This is a genomic window from Anisomitus miae (SeqCode), assembly GCF_054906395.1.
The window spans coordinates 175,109-195,201 of record NZ_JBRACL010000006.1 but is presented as its reverse complement, the minus strand read 5'-3'; the positions used below and the strand labels follow the sequence as shown (position 1 = coordinate 195,201).

Annotated in this window: 18 protein-coding genes and 1 tRNA gene; 6 read left to right on the top strand and 13 right to left on the bottom strand. The window is 31.6% G+C overall.

The genetic code is table 11. The features are described 5' to 3' along the window. Position 1 precedes the first annotated feature (1 nt). Positions 2-1,228, bottom strand: coding sequence for an EF-P 5-aminopentanol modification-associated protein YfmF (gene yfmF / locus AALI31_RS03595; RefSeq protein WP_489885160.1), 1,227 nt, complete (start codon positions 1,226-1,228; stop codon positions 2-4). A 73-nt stretch (positions 1,229-1,301) separates the two neighbouring features. On the opposite strand from yfmF, the gene AALI31_RS03590 reads away from it, so the two are divergent. Next, positions 1,302-1,398 (top strand) — tRNA-Sec (locus AALI31_RS03590). A 202-nt stretch (positions 1,399-1,600) separates the two neighbouring features. On the opposite strand, the gene AALI31_RS03585 is transcribed toward AALI31_RS03590, so the two are convergent. Together AALI31_RS03585 and AALI31_RS03580 are read right to left on the bottom strand one after the other, a co-directional pair. Beyond that, complete coding sequence (locus tag AALI31_RS03585; protein WP_489885159.1) at positions 1,601-3,412, bottom strand: ABC transporter ATP-binding protein; 1,812 nt, start codon at positions 3,410-3,412, stop codon at positions 1,601-1,603. Next, positions 3,409-5,139: an ABC transporter ATP-binding protein gene (locus AALI31_RS03580; RefSeq protein WP_489885158.1), complete on the bottom strand. Its 1,731-nt coding sequence runs from the start codon at positions 5,137-5,139 to the stop codon at positions 3,409-3,411. The genes AALI31_RS03585 and AALI31_RS03580 overlap by 4 nt, the downstream gene beginning before the upstream one ends. Positions 5,140-5,511: 372 nt before the next feature. Between AALI31_RS03580 and AALI31_RS03575 the strand changes: the two genes are divergently transcribed. Beyond that, on the top strand, positions 5,512-7,242 hold the full coding sequence (locus AALI31_RS03575; RefSeq protein ID WP_489885157.1) for a ferredoxin hydrogenase: 1,731 nt from the start codon (positions 5,512-5,514) through the stop codon (positions 7,240-7,242). A 235-nt stretch (positions 7,243-7,477) separates the two neighbouring features. On the opposite strand, the gene AALI31_RS03570 is transcribed toward AALI31_RS03575, so the two are convergent. The 4 genes from AALI31_RS03570 to hydE all read right to left on the bottom strand — a co-directional run bounded on the left by AALI31_RS03570 (position 7,478) and on the right by hydE (position 11,821). Beyond that, positions 7,478-8,476: an SIR2 family NAD-dependent protein deacylase gene (locus tag AALI31_RS03570; RefSeq protein ID WP_489885156.1), complete on the bottom strand. Its 999-nt coding sequence runs from the start codon at positions 8,474-8,476 to the stop codon at positions 7,478-7,480. Then, on the bottom strand, positions 8,460-9,263 hold the full coding sequence (locus tag AALI31_RS03565) for a protein-ADP-ribose hydrolase (RefSeq protein WP_489885155.1): 804 nt from the start codon (positions 9,261-9,263) through the stop codon (positions 8,460-8,462). Before AALI31_RS03565 ends, AALI31_RS03570 begins: the two co-directional genes overlap by 17 nt. Before the next feature lie 189 nt (positions 9,264-9,452). Continuing rightward, positions 9,453-10,673 (bottom strand): [FeFe] hydrogenase H-cluster maturation GTPase HydF, encoded by a 1,221-nt coding sequence (gene hydF / locus AALI31_RS03560; protein ID WP_489885154.1) that lies wholly within the window; start codon positions 10,671-10,673, stop codon positions 9,453-9,455. A gap of 38 nt (positions 10,674-10,711) precedes the next feature. After that, the gene (hydE, locus tag AALI31_RS03555) at positions 10,712-11,821 is read right to left on the bottom strand and encodes a [FeFe] hydrogenase H-cluster radical SAM maturase HydE (RefSeq protein WP_489885364.1); all 1,110 of its coding nucleotides are present in this window, start codon (positions 11,819-11,821) and stop codon (positions 10,712-10,714) included. Between the two features lie 145 nt (positions 11,822-11,966). Between hydE and AALI31_RS03550 the strand changes: the two genes are divergently transcribed. After that, entirely contained in the window at positions 11,967-12,635 is a 669-nt protein-coding gene (locus AALI31_RS03550) for a manganese catalase family protein (protein ID WP_489885153.1), read from the top strand. A gap of 86 nt (positions 12,636-12,721) precedes the next feature. Here AALI31_RS03550 and AALI31_RS03545 read toward each other — a convergent pair whose 3' ends face one another. Genes AALI31_RS03545 through AALI31_RS03530 form a run of 4 tightly spaced genes read right to left on the bottom strand, consistent with a single transcriptional unit; the run spans position 12,722 to position 15,918 of the window. Further along, entirely contained in the window at positions 12,722-13,198 is a 477-nt protein-coding gene (locus tag AALI31_RS03545; protein WP_489885152.1) for a HugZ family pyridoxamine 5'-phosphate oxidase, read from the bottom strand. 38 nt (positions 13,199-13,236) lie between these two features. Then, a complete protein-coding gene (locus AALI31_RS03540; RefSeq protein ID WP_489885151.1) occupies positions 13,237-14,016 on the bottom strand; it encodes an ABC transporter ATP-binding protein in 780 nt (259 codons plus the stop codon). After that, entirely contained in the window at positions 14,013-15,011 is a 999-nt protein-coding gene (locus tag AALI31_RS03535) for a FecCD family ABC transporter permease (RefSeq protein ID WP_489885150.1), read from the bottom strand. The genes AALI31_RS03540 and AALI31_RS03535 overlap by 4 nt, the downstream gene beginning before the upstream one ends. Next, positions 15,001-15,918, bottom strand: a complete 918-nt coding sequence (locus AALI31_RS03530) for an ABC transporter substrate-binding protein (protein ID WP_489885149.1) — start codon at positions 15,916-15,918, stop codon at positions 15,001-15,003. Before AALI31_RS03530 ends, AALI31_RS03535 begins: the two co-directional genes overlap by 11 nt. A 162-nt stretch (positions 15,919-16,080) precedes the next feature. Between AALI31_RS03530 and AALI31_RS03525 the strand changes: the two genes are divergently transcribed. Continuing rightward, complete coding sequence (locus tag AALI31_RS03525; RefSeq protein ID WP_489885148.1) at positions 16,081-16,824, top strand: helix-turn-helix domain-containing protein; 744 nt, start codon at positions 16,081-16,083, stop codon at positions 16,822-16,824. Positions 16,825-16,923: 99 nt separating this feature from the next. Here the strand turns inward: AALI31_RS03525 and AALI31_RS03520 are convergent, their stop codons facing one another. Together AALI31_RS03520 and AALI31_RS03515 are read right to left on the bottom strand one after the other, a co-directional pair. Continuing rightward, complete coding sequence (locus AALI31_RS03520) at positions 16,924-17,136, bottom strand: hypothetical protein (RefSeq protein WP_489885147.1); 213 nt, start codon at positions 17,134-17,136, stop codon at positions 16,924-16,926. Continuing rightward, positions 17,133-17,909, bottom strand: coding sequence for a copper homeostasis protein CutC (locus AALI31_RS03515; protein ID WP_489885146.1), 777 nt, complete (start codon positions 17,907-17,909; stop codon positions 17,133-17,135). The genes AALI31_RS03520 and AALI31_RS03515 overlap by 4 nt, the downstream gene beginning before the upstream one ends. A 148-nt stretch (positions 17,910-18,057) precedes the next feature. Between AALI31_RS03515 and AALI31_RS03510 the strand changes: the two genes are divergently transcribed. Then, positions 18,058-18,498, top strand: a complete 441-nt coding sequence (locus tag AALI31_RS03510; RefSeq protein ID WP_489885145.1) for a globin domain-containing protein — start codon at positions 18,058-18,060, stop codon at positions 18,496-18,498. Between the two features lie 190 nt (positions 18,499-18,688). After that, the gene (locus AALI31_RS03505) at positions 18,689-20,080 is read left to right on the top strand and encodes a cation:dicarboxylate symporter family transporter (RefSeq protein ID WP_489885144.1); all 1,392 of its coding nucleotides are present in this window, start codon (positions 18,689-18,691) and stop codon (positions 20,078-20,080) included. Positions 20,081-20,093 lie beyond the last annotated feature (13 nt).

Genomic DNA, 20,093 nt, shown 5'->3' with positions numbered 1-20,093 from the left:
ATTAATTCTCCTTTATAGGTCTTACAGAAAATATAGCTGATTTTGCTATTTGTTTAGAGGAGTCGATGATTCTATCTCTATCTACTAACTTTATTTCTCTTAAAAATTCATCAATTCTTCCTTCTTTTTCAAATATGAGAAGTGGAACCATAAATGAATGAATTGATATTATTTTATCTTGAACAGACATCAAAACACGTTTAATACTACTTTTTGCATTATCTATATCCTCCTGAGTAACTGAACCGTTTGATATATTATCAATCTCGTTTAATATAACATCTTTAGTCAATTCAAAATTTTCGTCATTAATTCCACATTCTATAGATAGCATTCCTTTAAACTTTTCATAATGAGAATTTATATTATATACCAGATTCCTCTTAACTCTAATCTCTCTATAAAGCTTTGAATATCCTCCCCCAAGTATTTTATTAAAAACAAAAAATGCATAATAATCTCCATTAAAAATCGTTATTGGAGTCTTGAAGTTTATTACTAATTTTGTTTGACTAACGTCAAACTGTTCGGACTCTTCGACAAAATAAGTTTTCAAAAACTTGTTATTGTTTGTATAAAATTTCTTCGTTATACCTTTTTTAAATTTCTCTTCAATTGAGTAACGTACTTTTGTTTCATCAAAATCACCAATTATAAAAAAATAGTAAGGCATTTCTTTTAATTTTAAGTAAAATTTATACAAGCTTTCTCCTGTTATGTGTTTTAGTATCATAACATCTCCATATATGTAATTTGAATAAGGCTCATTCTGAGTTGATATTTGCTCACATCTAATATAAGCATAATAACTTTTAGAATCATATAAACTTAAAATATTCTTTCTTACGTTCTCTCTTTCAATTTCTAAAAATACTTCATTAAAACTTCCATCACGTATCAAAGGATTACAAAAAACCTCATATAGAAAATCTATAATTTCATTCCATAAAGAAATATCTTTATCTATGTAACTGTCCTTTAAAAATTCCAAATAAATTGTAAATACAGCAACTTCACCGCACTTATTTATATAACAATTAAAATATGTACCGTACATATCCTGAAGTTTACTGTATATTTTTTTAACGGAGTCATACTTCTTTGTCCCAATTTTTAACATCTGAATAAGTAAATTTAAATCTGTAATTTTCTCATCTATGTCAATTGGAATATTTAAACTTATACTATTTGATTTAAATTTGTCACTTTTCATAAATTTTATGTTCATAAAACAAAAATCTCCTAACCTTTATTCTGTTTGACATTTATACCACAATAAACTATAATACTCAGTATGTTGTGGGGATAGATGAGTTCTGGTGGACTCGCCAGTCTTCAAAACTGCGTTGTCGTGCTAATACCACGATGGGTGGGTTCGATTCCCACATATTCCCGCCAAGTGTAGTGTGTTATGCTCTTTAATGTAACACATTATTTGAATTAAATAAACTTCAAATTTCCAAAATATCTATTCGTTTAATTAAAATGTGTGCCATTTTGTGAGAGAGGTTTCTGGGTTGATCCTCTCTTATCCTCATGTGCGTAATCTAAAAAAAGAAAAGAGCAAACATCGCTAGGATGCATGCTCTTTTTTAAAACTTTAAGCATCTTCAGAAAATTGGCTATTATACAAATCTGCATAAACACCATTTTGCCTCATAAGTTCATCATGATTCCCCTGTTCTATTATATCACCTTGCTTCATAACGAGTATTATATCTGAATCTTTTATCGTTGAAAGCCTATGAGCTATCACAAAACTAGTTCGCCCTTTCATTAAAGTCTTCATAGCATTTTGTATCAAAGCTTCTGTTCTTGTATCCACATTGCTTGTTGCCTCATCAAGTATCAAAATCTTAGGATTAGCAATTATAGCTCTAGCTATAGTTAAAAGTTGCCTTTGCCCTTGAGAAATATTGGATGCATCTTCATTTAACACCGTGTCATAACCATTCTCAAGTAATTTTACAAACTCATCTGTGTGAGCTGATTTAGAGGCAGATAAAATTTCCTCCTGTGTCACATCATCCAATCTTCCATAGGCCAAATTCTCATTTATAGTTCCATTAAACAACCATATATCTTGCAAAACCATAGCAAATAAACTTCTCAAATACTCTCTGCTCATTTCCGATATATCTACACCATCTATCTTTATACTTCCAGAGTTTATTTCATAAAATCTCATTAATAAATTTACAAGTGTTGTTTTACCAGCACCTGTATGCCCAACTATGGCAACCTTTTGACCAGGTTTTACATCAATATTAATATCACTCATTAAAATTTGATCTGGGTAATATCCAAATCTTACATTTTCAAATCTCACATTTCCTAAAACATTCTCTATTTGCTTTCCTTCCCCATCATTACCTTCAGACTCCTCTTCATCTAAAAACTCAAAAATCCTCTCGGCTGCAGCTATTGTAGACTGATAAATATTTGAAATACTCGCAAGTTGATTTATAGGCATACCAAATTGCCTTGAGTACTGTATAAATGCTTGTATATCTCCTATACCCATTTTACCAATTATGGCAGAGTATCCTCCTATTAATGCTATAACAATATAATTTATATTGTTTATAAACATCATCACCGGCATCACTATGCCAGATATAAACTGTGACTTCCAACCATTTTCATATAGTCTGTTATTTATTTCATCAAATTCCTTAATATTATTAGGCTCACGTCCAAATGCCTTTACAACGTTATAACCCGAAAACATTTCTTCAATATAGCCATTTAAATTCCCTATAGAGTTTTGTTGATTTCTAAAATATTTTTGTGCCTTTACAATCATTGGCTTTATACAAAATATCCCAAATATCAAAATCCCTACAGCCACAACAGTCATTACTGGACTTATGCTTATCATGAAAGATATAACTCCCACTATTGTTATAACTGATGAAATAAATTGAGTTACGCTCTCTTGAATTGTCGTACTAACAAGTTCAACATCATTTGTTAGTCTGCTCAATATCTCACCATATGTTTGAGTATCATAATACTTAAGTGGAATTCGTGATATTTTCAAATTTATATCCTTTCTTATGTCATGCATTGTATTCTGCCCAACATTTGCCATAATGTAATTTTGCAAATAAACAAATACACATCCTAAAATATAGATAAATACCAATATCAAAATTATCCTTCCTATATAAGCGAAATTAATTCCGCCCGTTCCATTTGCAATTCTAACAGATCCATTGAAAATTTCATTAACAGCAGTACTCATTATCTTAGGTCCCAATATTGTAAAAACTTGACCTACTATAGCAAAAATTATAATTAAAATTAACAAACCTGATCTTGCTTTAAAATATCCAAACAATCGTGCCGTTGTCTTTTTGGAATTCCTAGATTTAGATCCAGAGAAAGATTTTACATCTCGTTTACTCATGATAACTCCTCCTCTGACAATTGAGATTTTGCAATTTCTTGATACACCTTGCAATTATCTAAAAGTTCTCTGTGGTTACCGATACCTACAATTTTCCCATTATCTAAAACAATTATCTTATCTGAGTTCATAATCGATGTAATTCTTTGACCAACGATTATAACTATTGAATCTTTAACATTTTCCTTAAGAGCAGTTCTTAATTTAACATCTGTTTTAAAATCTAATGCAGAAAAACTATCATCAAATAAATATATCTTAGGATTTCTAATTAGTGCTCTCGCTATAGATAGCCTTTGCTTTTGACCTCCTGATAAGTTAGCCCCTCCCTGAGAAATAGGAGCATCCAAATTCTTATCAAGGCTATATACAAAATCATAAGATTGAGAAATCTTTAATGCATTTATCATTTCTTCCTCTGTTGCATTTTCCTTACCGTAACACAAATTTGAACGAACAGTTCCTGAAAATAAAACAGCCTTTTGAGGAATATAACCTACTTGCTCCCTTAATTCTTTTTGAGAAATTTCTCTTATGTCAATTCCATTAATTAATATACTGCCTTTACTAACATCATAAAATCTCATTATTAAATTTAAAACACTCGATTTTCCTGAACCGGTTCCACCAATTATGGCAACAGTTTCACCAGCCACACATTCAAAATCTATATCTTCTATATCGTATTCCCCAGTTTCATTGTAAGCAAAACTGACATTATCAAATTTCAAAGAAACCTTTGAATCATTATTCAATATTGTGGGTTCATCTAAATCTGATATCGAAAAATCTGTTTCTAATACCTCGCCGATCCTTTTAGCTGAAGAAACAGCTTTGGGAATTATACCGAATAACATAAAAAATGTCATAAGTGCTATCATTATTTGATTAGAGTACTGAATGAATGCAATTAAATCTCCAACTAAAAGAGTCCCACCACCAACTCTGTGACCACCAAACCATATTATGGCAACAGAATTTAAATAAAATATCAACATCATAACAGGCATAAGCCTCGCAAATATTTTGTAAGCGTTAGCTGTGAATTTGGTCAAATCTTTATTTGCATTATCAAATCTCTTTTCTTCATATTTCTGTTTATTAAAAGCTCTTATAACTCTTATTCCTGTTAGATTCTCCCTAAAAATCAAATTAACTCTATCCAATTTTTTCTGCATCAAAGAGAATATCCTCATGGTCCTAATTCCTATAAAGGAAACTATAACAAGCAACGTTGGAACTGATACAATTAATACAGTTGCCAACTTAACATCGCTATAAATAGCTATTATCAATCCACCTATTGCCATTAGCGGTCCAAAAATCATCATTCTAAGCAACATAAGTGTAAGTATTTGAATTTGTGTTATATCGTTTGTGGTTCTATTTATAAGTGAGGCAACTCCAAATTTATTAAACTCTCGTGACGAAAAGCTTTGGACCTTCACAAATATCTTCCTTCGAATATCTTGACTGAATCTAACCGCAACTTTGGACGCTAGATACAGAGAAGTCAATGAACTAATGATAGAAACAACTATTACTCCAATCATCTTTAGAGACTGGACTATTATCCGATTCATATCTTTTTTAACTATTCCATCATCAATTACTCCCGACATTATAGTAGGGAGAAAAAGTTCCATTATAGATTGAATAAAAACCAAAGCAATTATGAGAACAATAACATTTTTGTAATCCTTTAAGTGTTTAAATACTCCAAACATTTAAAACCTCCCAACTCATTGTTTTTTAGACAATCGTTTAATTATATACCATAAAAAATAAAATTTAGTTTCAAACAAGTTAATTTTATTTTCAAATTCAAACTTTACGTTTATTAAAAATGCTGTTAGGTGTTTATCTAGCTTTATGTTTACTCATTATGTAGTTTTTTATTTATGCTAATTCATCATAACTAAAAATTGAATATCAATGTTTATTTAATTAATGTTTATTTATTAACGTATTTAAATAAATAAATTCAAAATATGAATTTTATTATTTTGGATGATAATTAAACGGTTTTATGTTAAAATCATTTCGTATTATTCCCAATTTTGGTCTGTTAATTTTTTCAAATTGTGGAGGTAATTTTTATGATTACTATATCTATTAATGATAAAAAAATATCAGTTCAAGAGAATCAAACAATTTTAGAAATCGCAAACGACAATGAGATTAAAATAAAAACTCTATGCTACTTAAAAGGCTGTGCAAATACAAATAAATGCGGAACTTGCTTAGTTGAAATTGAGGGAGAGGATAGACTGGTTTACTCATGCTCGACAATAGCAAAAGACAATATGGTTATAAGGACTGATAGTGATAAAGTTAATGAAGCAATCAAAGATGCTGTATCAAAGATTTTGAATTCACACAATTTTACTTGCGGAAAGTGTAAGAGACGTGAAACCTGTGAACTTTTACCGTTAGTCGTTCAAACCAAAGCACGTGCTTCAAAACCCTTTATTGTAAAAGATCATGATTCATACATAGACTCAAGAAGCAAGTCAATAGTCATAGATAGATCTCGTTGTATTAAATGTGGACGCTGCGTTGCTGTATGCAAAGAAAAGGTTGGTACAAATTCAATTTTGTTTCATGATATAAACGGAGAAGTAATTATTGGACCTCAGGATTTGAATTGTTTTGATGATACAAACTGTTTACTTTGTGGTCAATGTGTAAATGTTTGTCCAGTAGACGCTCTATATGAAAAATCTCATATTGATCGTGTAAAGCAAGCTCTTGACGATCCTGAGAAACATGTAATTGTAGCAATGGCTCCATCTGTTAGAACGTCATTAGGAGAGCTCTTTAAAATGGATTACGGAATAGACGTAACTCACAAAATATATACAGCTCTCAGAAAGATTGGTTTTGATAAAATATTTGATATAAATTTTGGGGCAGATCTCACAATAATGGAAGAAGCGAATGAACTTGCGAACAAAATACGAAATAAAGATACAGATTTTCCTATATTTACATCTTGTTGTCCTGCATGGGTTAGGCTAGTTGAGAATTTTTATCCAGAGCTTTTGAGCAATTTGTCATCTGCCAAATCTCCCCAACAAATTTTTGGAGCTGCTAGCAAATCATATTATCCAGAGATTGAAAACATTGATCCAAAAAAAGTTTTTACAGTTACCATAATGCCGTGTACTGCGAAAAAATACGAAGCAGATAGATCAGAGATGATAAATAACGATATAAGAAATATTGATGCAGTCATAACTACACGTGAGTTTGGCATGATGCTCAAGGAATTGAAAATTGATTTCTCTTCACTTGAGGATGGAGAAATGGATGAAGCAATGGGACTCTATAGTGGTGCTGGAGCAATATTTGGTGTCACAGGTGGAGTTATGGAAGCTGCTTTAAGAAGTGTAAAAGATATTTTGGAAGGTAAATATTTAGAAAAAATAGAATACGAAGATGTACGTGGGTTTCAAGGAATTAAAGAGGCTACAGTCGAAATAAATAATGAGAAATATAATGTAGCTGTTGTAAATGGAGCAGGTAATTTCTTCAAAATGAAAAAGGAAGGTCTCCTTGAAAAAAGGCAATACCACTTCATAGAAGTTATGGCTTGTAACGGTGGTTGCATAAATGGTGGAGGACAACCTCGTATTCCTCAAGATATGAGAGAGAAAATAGACTTTAGGTCGTTAAGGGGTAAAGTTTTATATAATCAAGATAAAAATCTAAAATACAGAAAGTCACACCAAAATCCTGCAATAGTAAAAATGTATGAAAAATATATGGGCGAACCGGGAAAGGGAAAAGCACATGAGTTATTACACTTGAAATATATAAAAAAATAATTTTCTATTCATATCTTCCTATTTTCTTTCTATTTCCAAAAATAAAAAACGATCATACAGAGATGCCTTTGCTCTTAATATGATCGTCTTCTTATCTTTACTACTTACAATCCAGATACCCGTAGTATCATCTACGATAGCTTCATACAGTCAAAGTCAAAGTAAAACTAAAATCTCTATCAATACGATGTATTTTCGCTAAATACATCTAAGTTCCTACTCAACAAAACAATAATTAAATACCTTCATTCATTTGTGCAAATACTTCACCGATATCACTATTTATGCATATGCTCCTATCCTCAATTTCAAGTGGGCAAAATGCCTCACCACAATTGATACAAGCATAAATAGAATTATTATTTGTCATTGTCATATGCCAAAACGGATATTTCACAATAATCGGTGTATTAACTCCCACACCGAGTTCTAGGTATAACACATTGAGATTCTTAAATCTTTGAAGAAAGCCAGAATATGCTGCTGATGCTCTGTGCCATCCCTCATCTTCGACAAATGAATCATCTACACGAAGATTCATTGTAACATCCGAAGCGTCATCCAGGCATTTAGGAATTAATTCTGATGGAATTTTCATAACAATATTTTTACTCTCTGGCACTTGAAACACACCATCCTCATCCTTCGTAAAACCTTGTGCCTCCATCGCTTTCATGACCCATTCTTCATTATCATAGGTCTTACCATTTCTACCATCCAAAGTTTGAAAAAGACCGTAATCTCCCTGTGTATAGAGGAGTCGTTTTTTATCAAATCCCGATCTTTGAAACTGATGATCCACATTAGTTGTAATAGAAAAATAGTCTTTTCCTTTCACCAATGCAAGAAGATCCTTATAGACAGGTTTAGGTGGTTCGATATAGCGATTGTAATATATATGCCTTGCCCACCATGCCCATTTCGTTTCAACATCAGGAAAATCGTAAAAACCACCAGAATAAATATCATGGATATCATACTTATTCGCAAAATCAAAGAAGTATCGTTCAAAACGCTCGCCACTGTATGTAAGTCCGGCAGATGTAGAAAGTCTTGCCTCGGATCCGATTATGATAGCGTCCATAGTCTCGATTTTATGTTTCAGATTTGCTATATTTTCCTCCTTTACCCCTGTACCTAAAGACATGTTCTTACTAAAATATCTTGCTGCATTTAATCTCTTTTGAATACTCTCTTGGTAACCATTCGGCATTTTACTATATAAATTCTTCATAGTGTTTCTTATCCTCATCCTTAAAAACGTTAAATATCACTCTTTCCATGCATCCCATATGTTCTTTAATCCAATTAATAGTGGTTTCTATTGAAATCTCAGCTGCTCGTTTGTTTGGAAAGTGAAACTCACCCGTAGAAATACAGCAAAACGCAACGCTCTTCAAATCATTTTCTTTACACATATCCAAAGTATTCCAATAGCATTCTTTAAGATTATTTTCTAATTCCGATGTCAGCTTATATTGAACAACAGGACCTACAATATGGATGATTTTCTTTGCAGGAAGGTTATAGGCATCTGTCAACATCGGAACAGCAATCGGCTGTTCATAATTCTTACCATACCTCTCTCTCATATTATTCATCCGTCGATTGCACTCATCTCGAAGTTGAACTCCAGCAAAGGTATGAATGCAATTATCGATACAGGTATGCATCGGAATAAAACATCCGATCATTTGAGAATTAGCAGCATTTACAATAGCATCTACAGCAAGCCTAGTTATATCGCCCTGCCATATGGATAATCCATTTTTTATTATTGGAATATCTGAAAGCTTAACGATCCCATTTTCCTTAATGCACTCCTGCAAATATTCATCCTGAGCATTCAAAATTTCTTCATCCATCTTTCGTGGCATACGAATATTCATGAGCGAACGGAGCATACGCCATTTGCTACTTATATCACTTGGTATCTGCAAATCTTTATATTCATCAAATTCAGCTTTGAATTGATCTATCAAATAATCAAGCCGCTGATTCTGTATTATTTTATCATTCATACGCATACCTTCTTTCTACCGATCTTGACTGTAAGAAATCGCTAGATAATTTCTACAACCAATGCAAATTCTTATAATAAAATATCTTTTCTCCTTGTTTACTCATTCTCTAAAGGTAAATAACAAATACCAATATACTTCCTTACAAAAATAAAATCACCCAATAATCGCTTTGTTGACAAAACAGCATCAAAGCATTTGTGAGCTCTTATCATGTATATTGTTTTTAAAAATAGCTATAGATCTTTCGAGATTTCCTGTTAGATACGCTAAGAGAATTCCATAATTTGTTATACTTACATTTTCATATTTGCACCGTTCTATTCTGTTTAATACGGTTTTCCTATTAATCATACAAGCACCGCAATGTATGACTAAATCATATTTCTTGATATCCTCTGGTACATCATGTCTTATATAAAAATGGTATTCTAAATCAAATCCAACTCTTTTGTTTAATAAATTTGGTATTTTAAATCTTCCAACATCTTCATGAGAAATGTTATGAGAGCAACTTTCCAAAACCAATATCTTAGACCTCTTATTTAAACTCTCTATTTTTCGAATTCCCTCTAAGAAAATGTTCAAATCACCTTTATGCCTTGCAAACAAAATCGAAAAGCTTGTAAGCATTACATCTAAAGGAACAATATCCCCTACTTTCTTAAAAGCCTGAGAATCAGTTATGACAAGATCAACTTCCTTTATGTCATTTAGAGCCCCTTCAAGTTCTGTATCACGAACAACATAACTTTTTATTCCATGATCAAGACAATCTCTTATGCATTGAACCTGAGGTAAAATTATCCTACCTTTCGGTGCCTCTGAATCAATTGGAACTACCAGTATTACTTTACTGTTATAAGGAAGTATATCACCTACGATAGGTCCCTCTTCATTTTCCTGTTTTAGAAAATCTACAATTTTATTTCTGACATCGTCGATTCCGATTTTGTTTTTTACAGAAATAAAAACAGCATCATCAAATTCTGCTTTCAATAAATCCTGTTTAGCATTATCAACTAAGTCAATTTTATTTACAACCGTCAAAAACGGAATATTAAATCTTTTGAAGTTAAGTTTCATTTCATTATACAAGTCATGATCAATATCTATAGAATCCATAACGTACAAAGCAGTATCTACTCTACTCAACGTTTTATATGTATTTTTAATCCTAGTTTCACCAAGCTCTGTTAAATCACCGATCCCTGGAGTATCTATAAAGAGAACAGGACCAACAGGTATTAACTCCATAGCCTTGTATACAACATCAGTTGTTGTTCCACTAAAAGGCGAAACCGAGGATATGTGTTGTTGCACAAGTTCATTAATCAATGATGATTTCCCAGAATTTACTTTTCCATATATCCCAATATGTTTTCTATTTGAATTAGGCGTACTCAACATATGAAATTATTTCCCCTCTAAACATCTAATCTTAAAAATCAAAATCCAAGTATTCCACCCATAGATCTGGCGTTAGTATCGTATTGGAGAATATGAGGATTATCCTTAGCCCATTTAACATTATCTCCCCGAGTTATAGCCACTTCAAATCCCGCACTATTTATTCTTCGTTCTATACACATCCTACACTCTGCAGCTTCATCGCCTGTGCAAATTTTACCATCGTATAATGCATATTTATCTCGAACATTTGTCGGTGATAAGTTTGGCATAACGACATTTCCTCCAGCCTTAATTCCTTTTTCACGCCCGCCTTTATTTATACTTCCAAGAGCGGTTGTCGCTGGAAGCAAAACACTAGGTAACAAAATTCTAACTATAGCAAGCATAGTTATAGTATCCTCAAGAGTTCCGGCAGAATACTTACCAAGAGAAGTTTCACTTTGTGGAATAAAAGGTCCTATTCCACACATATGTGGCTCAATCTCTTTTACAAATCTTAAATCTTTAACTAAATCCATATTTGTCTGTCTTGGTAAACCAACCATAAAACCAGCACCAAATTGATATCCGATTTTCTTTAAATTATACAAACACTGAATTCTATCTCCAAAAACTTCTCCTGGATGCAACCATTCATAAAGATCCTTCGATGCAGTTTCATGTCTTAACAAATACCTATCAGCACCAGCATCAAACATTTTTTTATAAGAGTCATATCCTCTTTCACCCAAAGACAAAGTTATTGCATTGTTAGGAAATCTTTTTTTGATTCCCTTTATTATGTCAATCATAACCTCATCATTGAAATATGGGTCTTCACCTCCTTGAAGAACATACGTTTTGTAACCCAATCTATCTCCTATCTCTGCACACTCCATAATTTGATCATAGGTCAACCTATAACGCTGAGCTTTGGTATTTTTGTTTTGAATACCACAATATTCACAATTCTTTTTACAATAATTCGTAAACTCGATAAGTCCCCTCATAAAAACTTTATTTCCATATGTCTTCATACGAATTTCATTAGATCTAAAAACCAAATAATTTCTCCAACGATCATCCACGTTTTCCAAAATGTATAATAGCTTATCATCAGAGAGATCATTCTTTTGAAAAAGTTCATCTATGTAATCTTTGATAATAGGCACAGGACCTCCTCCTTTACGCTTATACAATTAAGTTTAAATAATAAATCTATCTATGTCTAGAAAAATAATTATACCTTTGTATATTTTTAAATTATTTATAAAATACTAATATTTAAATATTTCAAAAAGGAGATTATATATGTTCAAACATGAAAAACAATTATTGTTTCCTGTAGAAATTGAAAAACCAAATCCTCATTATGCTGCTCTCTTACAGGAACAACTTGGTGGTTCAAATGGAGAATTAAAGGCCGCACTTCAATATATGTCTCAAAGCTTCAGAATAAAGAATTTAGAAATAAAAGATCTGTTTTTAGATATTGCGGCAGAAGAACTAGGACATTTAGAAATAATTTCTCAAACAATTACACTTCTCAATGGTCATGATGTTGATTCTTCTGCAACTCAAGTTGGGGAAATCCAAACTCACGTAAATTTTGGATTAAGTCCAGGACTAGTTAATTCATCTGGGTACTCATGGACTGGTGATTATGTATCAGTAACGGGAGATTTATGTGCTGACCTTTTGTCAAATATAGCATCAGAACAAAGGGCAAAAGTTGTATATGAATATTTGTATAGACAAATTGATGACAAGAAGGTTCGCCAAATTATAGATTTCTTGTTAAATCGTGAAGAAGCACATAATGCAATGTTTAGAAAAGCATTTAACAAAATTCAGGAAACTGGATCCAATAAAGATTTTGGTACTACGTCAGATTCAAGAATATATTTCGACTTATCTTCACCATCTCCAGACAAAAATAAATTTTCAAATCTTGATGTTAATCATCCATCATTTAAATAAAATAAAAATTAACCCCAAAGATTTAACATACTTTGAGGTTAATTGTTTTTAAGAGCATACTACCAGTTTTATTTCAACGCAATGTCTTAAGTGCTAGCCTTTTCTGCATGATTTTTTTCAATAACAACATGAGTTAATTCAAATTTATCATTAACTTTTACCACGTCATAAGCTTGTCCAAATCCTTTAACAAGTCTTCCCTTTTCTAAAGTGATCTCGAACAGATTAAAATCCATATTTCTTAGTTTACTCATTATTTGTTCTCCATTTCTTTTAGAAAATTCATCAAGGATATCATCATTATCCTCTATCAATTTCGCATTGCAAGAAAATGAAACTCTCTTTCTCACGAAAACTAAATCTGAATCTTTTTCATCCTCTATTATCATAACACTAATATTACCATTATTAATAATATTATCATAATGATCAGCAACCTTGCTTATATAAATATACAAATTGTTATTCATATAAACAAATGGAGCACAACTTATTTTTGGATTCCCATTTTTATCTAAAGAACTTATCATTAATGATTTTTGATTTTTGATTAAACTTTCCATAATCTTACTATCTCCTAAATCTTAATTTTTATTTCCTATTAACTACACACACCAATAGGATAAATATATTTTTTGTTGACTACAGGACACTTCCCTATACTACACCTTACATTATAAACATCATAAATTATCTCTTCTGTTATAATCTCATCAGGGCATCCATCAACTATAATCTTACCATCTTTCATAAGTATAATTCTATTGCTATGCCTTATGGCTTGATTCAAATCATGAAGAACCATAACGATTGTCATGTTAAACTTTCTATTTATATCTTCAATAAGTTGCATAAGTTCAAGCTGACAACACATGTCTAAATACGTAGTAGGCTCGTCTAAAAATAATATATCTGTTTTTTGAGCCAAAGACATCGCTATCCAAGCTCTTTGACGTTCTCCTCCTGACAAACTCATAACTTTTCTATCGTGAAATTTACTCATCCCTGTATTAATAATAGCCCACTCAACAATCTCTTCGTCATATCTATTCCTACACTCATACCATTTTTTATGTGGACTCCTTCCATAATACACAAGTTCCTTCACTGTAATATCCCCCGGTGAAGAATTATGTTGTAAAACAACGGACAGTGTTTTTGCAATATCACCATTTCGCATAGATCCTAAAGTCTTATTCAATAATAGTATCTCACCAGACTCCTTATTTATAAATCTTGCAATGGATTTAAGTAAAGTTGATTTTCCCGAACCATTTGGACCTATTATAGATACAAGCTCTCCCTCTTCTATCTTAAGTGATAGTTTGTCTATTACTATATTTCTTTCATATCCCACCTTCAAATCGCTAGTCTGTATCAAGTAATATTCCCCCTTTTTCTAAGAAGATACAAAAAGAATGGCCCACCAACTATAGACATAATAACACCTACTGGAAGCTCTAAAGCACCTAACAAACTACGTGCTATGGTATCAGCCACCATCAAAACTAAAGCTCCTAAAGCTATGGAAAATGGAATTAAATATTTATGATTTGATCCAATTATCATCCTCCCTACATGTGGAACTATTAATCCTACAAAACTCACTATACCAACGATAGCCGTAGAAATTCCAGCCAAAAACACTGCAACAGCTGATAAAAACAATCTGGTCTTGTTGATATTAATTCCTAAATTTATAGCTGTTTCATCACCTAGTCCCAATATGTTCGCACTTCTTGCACAACATAAAGCAACCGAAATTCCCGCGATAGAATAAATGGCTAACACTTTAACATCATTCCACGTTTTAGCTGCCAGACTACCATTTAACCACAACAAGGCACTTTGAATCCTATCACTATAAAACACAGTCAATAAAGATATTACTCCACCTAAAATCGCATTTACCGCAACACCTGATAAAATAACTCTTACTGGCTTAAGTCCATCTTTCCAAGCCATAAAATACACGCAGGCACAAGCAAGTGAACCTCCAAAGAAAGAACCTAATGGCAAGATATATGTGAACTGAGGTAATAACAATAATATAACTATAGCAACAACACTAGCTCCTGATGAAACTCCAGTTATTCCGGGATCAGATAAAGGATTTTTCATAACTACCTGAAGTAACAGTCCAGATACTGCTAAATCTGCTCCAACCAAAATCGCCAGTACATTTCTCGGAAGTCTAATTTGATAAACTATAGTAGTTACAACTTTGTTGTCATTATTAATCAAAGCTGAAAAGATCTCTGAATAACTTAGTTTAACACTTCCCACTGTAGAAAATAACACAAATAAAACTACTAAAATTAAAAAAGTAATTATTATAATAGTTAGTTTACCTTTATGTTTTAGCCTATTGCCCATAAATTATACTTCCTAATTCGTTAATTGCATCTACCACTTTCAAATTTGCTGTAACACCAAATACAGATGCATCTAAATCATATACCCTGTTATTCTTAACAGCATCAAGAGATTGCCAAACAGGATTAGAGGTAAATTCTTCGTTGAATGCTTTAGCTGCAGCCTCAGTATCACCATGAACCAATCTAAGAATTATATCTGGATTCTTTTCAACAATCGTCTCCAAGCTAAAATTTACGTAAGCAGAATCAGTTCCACTTATTTCATCTGTAATATTATTTACACCAACCGTATTTAACAAATCTCCCACGTAGGATTTGTTAGTTGCCAACATGAAACTTTCTGAAGTCCCAAATATCAAAGCTACTTTGATGTCTTTATTGGATTCTGTCTTTTTAGCAACAACATCTGCAACTGACGAATCTAAAGAGTTCACTATTTCCTGTGCATTGCTTTCTCTATTTACGGATTTCCCTAATTGCACAATTGTATTTTTGAAATTTTCAAATGATGTTGTATCAAAATAAAAAACATCTAAACCGTATTGTGCCGCTTGCTCCTTTAATTTTTCTTCAAAACTAGAATCAACAACAGTCAAATTAGGTGTTAAAGATACTATTTTCTCAAAATCTGGGGAAAAAGCCTGTCCAACTTTTTCTACTTGAGAGTATCTTTCAGGCAAAACACTATTCGTTGTAGGGACACCGACCAAGTCCACATCCATCCTTTCTAACACTTGCGTTGCTGCAACAGTTGCAGAAACTATTCTCAATTCGTTTTGCTTAGCCACCTCTTGATTTGTAACACTTTCCTGTGAAGTGCTAGTATCTACGCTCGAAGAGTGAGAACAAGAAACCATTAGACCTATTAATCCAAATGTAATACTACACAAAAACTTTCTTAACATTTCTCCTCCAAATTCAAACACATAATAATCAAATTTCCTGGAATCATTATCAAATTGAACTTAATTTCTCTGAAAATTATATCATTAATAATGATTCTCAATATTAATTGTGTTAATATAATTTTAAGTATATTAATGTAATTTTTATGGAGGATTTTTATAATGAATAAAAACTGTATTTTGAAATCATGGCTTGAGGATTTTGAATTATCAACTGGAATAGAAATTGCGTGCTTATCTAAAGACAAAATATCAAATACTGAATTTTGTTATAACAAATCTTCTTTATTCCCTAACGAAATAGACTTTATTCTAAATCGTATACGTAGACTTCAGAATTACGTAAATTCAAAAACGATTCAACTTGTAATCCTAGATACAAATAAGGAAATAGCAATTGTACACATATACCTAAATGAAATATTAAATCATTACTTTATCTTAGGTCCATTTTCCACTTCCACAGATAAACAAAACTTGAGTCCCTATCCATATAGACCTAGACATTGTATCAAATACTTAATAGATTTTTTGTTACTAATTATTAAGGAATCTAAATCTTATACATTGGATTTTTCAGAAAAGTTTTTAAATCTAAACGTACGTAAAACTGTAGAATATGTAAACTCAAATTATACTGAGCCAATTACCTTAGACACGATTTCGAAAATGCTAAATATCCATAAATGTTATTTTTGCAATTTATTTAAAAGGGAAACGAGCATGACGTTTTCAAATTTCTTATGTAAGTTTAGAGTTGAAAAGAGTAAAGAACTCTTAAAAGATCCTTCAATGTCAATAATTGATATTGCAATTGCAGTAGGATTTAACAACTCAAGTTACTATTCAATGATGTTTAAAAAATTTACTGACCTTACACCACTAGAATTTAGAAAACTCGTATAATAAATACATAAAACTGCAATCAAACAAATTCATTTCGTTCAAATGACTACAGTATCTTTTATTAAATACCTAAAAAAATAAGGAGTGTTTGAAACACTCCTATCTTGTAAATAAATTTTTTATGGCAATCCCCAAATCCTTAAATTTTTGCTTAGTTTTTGGATTAGTTACATAATTCTTGAAGCCGAAGAAAATTCTCTTTAAGAAAAATTGCTTATACCCTATTCTATAGACTACATTCCTATTTCTACTTCTACTACCATTTTTAAAACCTTCTATAACCTTTCTAAGATTCGGCACTTTTATATTCATGAATTTAACTCCTCGTCATTAAACTTATTTAACAAAATTTTTGAAACTTTACTTATTTCATTTTCATCAGTTCTCCAAATCTCATATTCACTCAAACTAGGAATACCCATACTGACACTAGAATTTCTATATTTCATATTACTTTTAATTATAGTTTTCCCTGTCATATGAAAACATCTAATGTTAGTCATACTCAAAAATTGTATTACCACATCCGAGTTCATACCTGAGCCAGCCATAATATTAATTTTATCTCCGTAAGACTGATTTAATTCCTTTATTAAACCAATTCCTTTTAAACAATTATTTTGTTGACCAGATGTAAGTATGGTATCTATACCTATTGAAATGCATTGCTCAATTGTTAAAAATGGATCTTTGCACATATCAAAAGCTCTATGTAAAACAATCTTCATTTTCCCTGATAAATCCACAATTTCCTTCATAAACTCAATATCTAAATATCCCTCTTCGTTTAAACAGCCCACAACAATTCCATCTGCTCCATAATCGTTAAATAGTTTTACCTCTTCCTTTATGATTTGTTTTTCATATTGCGTATACAAAAAATCTCCAAACCTTGGTCTTATAAGAATATGAAGTTTTATATCACAGTTTTTCTTGACTTCATTAAATAGGCATAAGCTTGGTGTCGTTCCACCAATTGATATATTCCCACAGAGCTCAATCCTATTCGCTCCACCATTATGAGCATTTATAACTGATTCAACACTATCAACACAACATTCTAGAATATAATTTTTATTATTCACGTCAACCATCTCCTTTTCTTTTTTATTTATCCACATACTAATTTAAAATTGGGATATTTAAAATTTGTTGAAATTTGAAATTTTTATTAAGGTATGATATCATAGTTCTTGATATATATTATCAAATTTTAAAGATTGGAGATTTACTATGCTAGATCAAAGAACTATAGATATAGTTAAAAGTACAGTTCCTGTTCTAAAAGAACGTGGAATTGAAGTAACTAAGACTTTTTACAGACTTATGTTTACAAATAATCCTGAGGTTAGACCATTATTTAATGACGACAGACAGAAAAGTGGTGAACAAGCCAAAGCATTAGCTATGTCGATCTTAGCCTCAGCTCAAAATATAGATAACCTTGAAAATATTATGCCTGTTGTTAAAAAGATAGGTCAGTCTCATGTGAATGCCAAAGTAAAAGCTGAACATTACCCTATAGTAGGCAAAAATTTGTTGTTAGCACTTAGGGAAGTTCTAGGAGATGCTGCTACTCCCGAAGTTATAGATGCTTGGGGAAAGGCTTATGAAGTTTTGGCTAAGATTTTTATAGATGTTGAAAAAGAAATTTATACTAATACTAATTCGTAATCGAAACTTCTCTTTATGTTAAAAGATGAACATGTAAAACAACATGTTCATCTTTCTGTTTTTTGTAATCCTTACACAAACAAAGTATATTGACGTCAATTTGACTATTGTTTATACTAAACCTTGCGATCAAATTTCATAGTGATTTTATGTAAAATAAAATTTAAAAAGGTTAGGTGGTCTTACTGAAATGGATAATTCTTTTTTAACCGATTTCTTGATGATTAGTTCACCGATAGCATTATCGTTCTTGGTAATATTAATACTACTGATTTTATTCATGATCTACTTGAAGCAAAAACATATCAGCTTTTCTGTAAGAACAATTATAGGAATCGTTATTGGAGTGGTACTAGGTATAATCATTCAGCTGATGGCAAAGACTCCTCAAGACCCGTTAAGTATAACCTGGGTGAATGAAACTACAAAATGGTACTCTCTATTAGGTAATGGCTTCATTGATTTAATAAGAATGATTGTTATACCTCTTATTGTTGTTTCAATAATTCATACTATCATTTCTATAAAGAATACGTCAAGTATTAGCAAGCTTACATCAAAAACGATCATTGCGTACATTGTTAACGTCCTAATAGCATCAATAACTGGTATAGTTGTTGCAAGTATTTTCAAATTAGGCGTTAATGAAAATTCCATTGGCTCAACAACGCAAATCGCAAAAGTTAAAAACTTCGTTGACATATTGAAGAATTTAATTCCTAAAAATCCAATTGAAGCGATGGTAAATACAAACATAATTGCTATAGTTATTTTTTCAGCATTTATAGGAATTGCTGCCAAGAAGATGTCATCAATTTATAAAACTCAGATAGCTTCATTTACAGATTTAATAGAGGCTCTTCACAAAATAATTATAAGTATTGCAATGAAGATAATTAGCCTAGTACCATATGCAGTAATACCACTTATGTCAAATTCTATAGCACAACGTGGTTTAAAATCTATTCTAGATGTGCTGACATTCATAATAGCTCTCTATATTGCAATGATTGCAATGTTTATAGTTCATCTTTTGGCTTTATGGGTATTTGGATTTAGCCCTGTAACATATTTAAAGAAAGTTGTAGCTCCATTGTTTCTTTCCTTTACTTCAAGATCAAGTTTAGGAACTTTACCAGTTGCTGTAGAAACATTAACAAAATCAATGGGAGTTACAGATTCTACTTCGGCATTCGTGATGGGTCTTGGTTCAACTGCTGGACAAGCTGGATGTGCAGGCGTGTTTGGATCAATGGTTGTTATAAAAATTGCGAATATGAGTTCTACTCCATTAAATTTTGCCTTTTACCTAATGGCAATTATTGTTGTAACCGTTAGTTCATTTGGTATTGCAGGAATACCTGGTGGAGGATATACTGTTGCGTCTTCAGTACTATCTGGAACTGGATTGAGTCCATTCTTTGAATTCGTCGGACCAATACTTGCAGTAGATCCCGTTCTTGACATGGGAAGGACTTGCCTTAATGTAAATGGTGGGTTAACAATTTCATTAATTGTAGATAAATCTTTAAAACAAATAGATATGAAGACGTTCAATAATGAAAATCTAAAATTAGATTAAAATAAAAAGGGTG

What these genes read in the sequence shown, in the direction of transcription:
- AALI31_RS03565 (WP_489885155.1), bottom strand. Translation starts at nt 9,263, where the DNA reads ATGAATGATAAAATAATACAGAATCAGCGGCTTGATTATTTGATAGAT.
- AALI31_RS03550 (WP_489885153.1), top strand. Translation starts at nt 11,967, where the DNA reads ATGTTCAAACATGAAAAACAATTATTGTTTCCTGTAGAAATTGAAAAA.
- yfmF (WP_489885160.1), bottom strand. Translation starts at nt 1,228, where the DNA reads ATGAACATAAAATTTATGAAAAGTGACAAATTTAAATCAAATAGTATA.
- AALI31_RS03535 (WP_489885150.1), bottom strand. Translation starts at nt 15,011, where the DNA reads ATGGGCAATAGGCTAAAACATAAAGGTAAACTAACTATTATAATAATT.
- AALI31_RS03530 (WP_489885149.1), bottom strand. Translation starts at nt 15,918, where the DNA reads ATGTTAAGAAAGTTTTTGTGTAGTATTACATTTGGATTAATAGGTCTA.
- AALI31_RS03525 (WP_489885148.1), top strand. Translation starts at nt 16,081, where the DNA reads ATGAATAAAAACTGTATTTTGAAATCATGGCTTGAGGATTTTGAATTA.
- AALI31_RS03520 (WP_489885147.1), bottom strand. Translation starts at nt 17,136, where the DNA reads ATGAATATAAAAGTGCCGAATCTTAGAAAGGTTATAGAAGGTTTTAAA.
- hydF (WP_489885154.1), bottom strand. Translation starts at nt 10,673, where the DNA reads ATGTTGAGTACGCCTAATTCAAATAGAAAACATATTGGGATATATGGA.
- AALI31_RS03575 (WP_489885157.1), top strand. Translation starts at nt 5,512, where the DNA reads ATGATTACTATATCTATTAATGATAAAAAAATATCAGTTCAAGAGAAT.
- AALI31_RS03510 (WP_489885145.1), top strand. Translation starts at nt 18,058, where the DNA reads ATGCTAGATCAAAGAACTATAGATATAGTTAAAAGTACAGTTCCTGTT.
- AALI31_RS03545 (WP_489885152.1), bottom strand. Translation starts at nt 13,198, where the DNA reads ATGGAAAGTTTAATCAAAAATCAAAAATCATTAATGATAAGTTCTTTA.
- AALI31_RS03580 (WP_489885158.1), bottom strand. Translation starts at nt 5,139, where the DNA reads ATGTTTGGAGTATTTAAACACTTAAAGGATTACAAAAATGTTATTGTT.
- AALI31_RS03570 (WP_489885156.1), bottom strand. Translation starts at nt 8,476, where the DNA reads ATGAAGAATTTATATAGTAAAATGCCGAATGGTTACCAAGAGAGTATT.
- AALI31_RS03585 (WP_489885159.1), bottom strand. Translation starts at nt 3,412, where the DNA reads ATGAGTAAACGAGATGTAAAATCTTTCTCTGGATCTAAATCTAGGAAT.
- AALI31_RS03505 (WP_489885144.1), top strand. Translation starts at nt 18,689, where the DNA reads ATGGATAATTCTTTTTTAACCGATTTCTTGATGATTAGTTCACCGATA.